At 55.8% G+C, this 208-nt stretch carries 1 protein-coding gene; it reads right to left on the reverse strand.

From position 1 onward, the window contains the following. A partial coding sequence (locus C6N31_RS47640) for a 2OG-Fe(II) oxygenase family protein (RefSeq protein ID WP_498063748.1) occupies nt 1-208 on the reverse strand: 208 nt, incomplete at both ends.

Genomic DNA, 208 nt, shown 5'->3' on the forward strand with positions numbered 1-208 from the left:
GGGGAACGTCGACCCAGCCGCCGTTCTTCAGGAGCTGGAGGCCGCTAATTTGGTCATCTTGAAACAGCAGGATGATCCCGCCTGCGTCCGTGTGAGCTCTCAAGCCCTTGATCAGCTCTGGTTTCGGACATGGAGGATAGTTGCTGATCTTGGTCCCAAAGTTTGGCCCCTTCGACCCATAGAACACTTTCTTCAGGTACCCCTCCTC

The sequence above is a fragment of the Streptomyces fildesensis genome (assembly GCF_016107395.1).
Taxonomy (GTDB): Bacteria; Actinomycetota; Actinomycetes; order Streptomycetales; family Streptomycetaceae; genus Actinacidiphila; species Actinacidiphila fildesensis.